General features: G+C 48.5%; 3 protein-coding genes and 1 tRNA gene. 2 read left to right on the plus strand and 2 right to left on the minus strand.

Annotated elements, in window-relative coordinates:
• Positions 1 to 407 precede the first annotated feature (407 nt).
• Positions 408 to 1,229 (plus strand): 3-methyl-2-oxobutanoate hydroxymethyltransferase, encoded by an 822-nt coding sequence (gene panB / locus JX312_RS11895; protein ID WP_123406474.1) that lies wholly within the window; start codon positions 408 to 410, stop codon positions 1,227 to 1,229.
• Positions 1,230 to 1,330: 101 nt separating this feature from the next.
• Positions 1,331 to 1,405: transfer RNA gene (locus tag JX312_RS11900), tRNA-Pro, on the plus strand.
• A gap of 24 nt (positions 1,406 to 1,429) precedes the next feature.
• Here JX312_RS11900 and JX312_RS11905 read toward each other — a convergent pair.
• Both JX312_RS11905 and JX312_RS11910 read right to left on the minus strand, forming a co-directional pair.
• Positions 1,430 to 2,245: an N-acetylmuramoyl-L-alanine amidase gene (locus JX312_RS11905; RefSeq protein ID WP_204458124.1), complete on the minus strand. Its 816-nt coding sequence runs from the start codon at positions 2,243 to 2,245 to the stop codon at positions 1,430 to 1,432.
• A 4-nt stretch (positions 2,246 to 2,249) separates the two neighbouring features.
• Entirely contained in the window at positions 2,250 to 2,450 is a 201-nt protein-coding gene (locus tag JX312_RS11910) for a hypothetical protein (protein ID WP_123406478.1), read from the minus strand.
• Positions 2,451 to 2,692: the final 242 nt, after the last annotated feature.

A 2,692-nucleotide genomic window follows, 5' to 3' on the forward strand; every position in this document is an offset into this window, starting at 1 on the left:
AATCGCGTAACCAACATGAATACAGAGTTTAACAATTTCGCATTAACAGATTTTAAGAGACGCCAGTGAGGTTAGAGTATATTTAACATGCTTTCCGTCTTCGCTCACCCATCTTGTCTGACATCCTCTCACGAACCAGCCTCACACCCATTGACTCAAGACGAAACCTATCGCAAACATACACATAATTCCTGATGTTTATTTTGCAAATTTACTAAAATTTGTTTAATTCCCAAAAAATCGCCGCCGACTCTGATATCTTTCCGGCACTTTTGTAACAATACAAACGCAACTCCGCATCACATGTGCCGGTAAACCGCAAAAGTAAATTTTAACGACACACACATATCGTTCGGGAATTTTTATTTAACTTTGCCGCCTAATCAAAACAAAACACCAACAGAACAATGTCAACAAACACTACCGACAACACACGCAAAGTGACAACACGTCGCCTTGTCGAGATGAAACAGCGCGGTGAAAAAATATCAATGCTCACCGCTTACGATTATTCATCAGCGAAAATAATTGATGCCGCCGGCATCGACGTAATACTCGTCGGAGATTCCGCCTCTAATGTAATGGCAGGCAATATCACCACCCTTCCGATTACCCTTGATCAGATGATATACCATGCAAAATCCGTAATGAAAGGCACCTCCCGCGCCCTCGTGGTCGTAGACCTTCCCTTCGGCACATATCAGGGTAATTCCAAAGAAGCCCTCGCTTCGGCAATCCGCATAATGAAAGAGAGCCATGCGGAGGCTGTGAAGATGGAAGGCGGCTCGGAGATCCGAGAGTCCATCGAACGCATTCTCAGTGCGGGAATCCCGGTGATGGGACACCTCGGACTTACACCGCAGAGCATCAACAAATTCGGAACATACAGCGTCCGCGCACGCCAGGAAGAGGAGGCGGCAAAACTGATTGAAGACGCAAAGATGCTTGACGAGATAGGGTGTTTCGGAGTGGTTATTGAGAAAGTTCCCGCCGAACTCGCGGCGCGTGTGGCAAAAGAGATCACAATTCCGGTAATCGGCATCGGAGCCGGAGGCGGCGTTGACGGCCAGGTGCTCGTAATGCACGACATGCTGGGCATAAATCAGGGATTCTCGCCAAGATTCCTCCGCAGATACGCCGATGTGGCAGGGGTCATGACAGATGCCGTGCAGCGATATATCGATGATGTGAAATCTGGTGATTTCCCGTCGCCTGCAGAATCTTATTGAAATATTTCTCCAAAAAAATTTGGATGAATCAAAAATTCGTTATAACTTTGCACTCGCTTAAGCCAAGGAGACAACAATCCAAGGTGACAGCTCAAATCTTTCGGGGTGTAGCTCAGTAGGTTTAGAGTACGCGTCTGGGGGGCGTGAGGTCGCAAGTTCGAATCTTGTCACCCCGACTGATAAAAAGGAAAGTCGACAGTTTATCTGCCGACTTTTCTTTTTATCCACACCCCCGCCGCCGCAACAGCAATCGCGACAACCCCGCACGCGACCAGCACCCTCCCCGCAAGACTCCAGAAATCGCGGGACCGGCTTCCGTCCGGCGCAGGAACCGTTTCCCTGACAAACACTGAATCCCGCACCACCTTGGCGACAGTATCTGACACGACACGCTCGCGCCATCGCCATCTCACAACCTCCGCCGTTACCGTATCTCCGCGCTCCCGGACAATGACAGTGTCCCTGTCGACCTCCCTTGCAACCGCATTCTTCGACACATAGACCGTATCACTACGCACAGCCACATTCTCCACAGGAATATAAATCTTGCGAGTACATGCCACGCTCATAATCATCAAAGCTGCAAGAACCACAGAAAACATCGTCCTCACATCGAATGACGGACATGCTTTCTTTGCGAAATCCCGATGCCCGAATACCCGCCCGTCAGGAATGCCATACTTTTTCTGCAACCGCCGGACAAGTTCAAGAAGCGAACGCCGCTGCGCCTCCGTCCTTGTATCCTTGGGAGACTTCATGCCCCTGTCCATCCCTCCGACATAGCAGACTCCTATCGACCTGCGGTTCATGCCGGATTCCACACAATGCGCACCCACATACTCCTCTCCGCGTCCGGCTTCCACCGTGCCGTCAAGCCTGACAACATAATGATAACCCACGTCCGAGAATCCTCTGGCAAGATGCCACGCACGCAAATCCGCCACATTATGCTCCCGCCCCTCCGGCGTTGCCGAGCAATGAATCACAATCGCATCCGTAATCTTACGTTTCTCCATATTCTCACCTCCCTTCCCGCCTGTAATGATAATCGATACCGAACAATGCGCCCGCAAAGGTCAGTATCTCCCCGAATGCCACAAGCACCGAGGAATGAATCTCCCCTTTGGGCGGAAACATAAACCCGCATCCGAGAAGAATACATCCGGCAATCGCCATCAGTACCGCAACCCGCAACTCTGTCTTTCTATCAGATCCACTCATAAACTAAAAAAATTATCATAAAATTTTTCTTTCCCGCAAATTAAGATAAATAGCAGTGAATATGTGTTTTATCCGTTTAAAAATCAAGAAAAAGACAATTCAGACAAAAAATATTTTAAAAAAAGTTGTCAAAAAATTTGGTGGAATAAAAAAATGGTTGTAACTTTGCACTCGCAAACGGGAAACAACAACCCCGAGATGCTTAAAATACTCAATTGGTGCGGTAGTTCAGCTGGTTAGAA

The sequence above is a fragment of the Barnesiella sp. CU968 genome (assembly GCF_905219685.1).
Taxonomy (GTDB): domain Bacteria; phylum Bacteroidota; class Bacteroidia; order Bacteroidales; family Muribaculaceae; genus Lepagella; species Lepagella muris_A.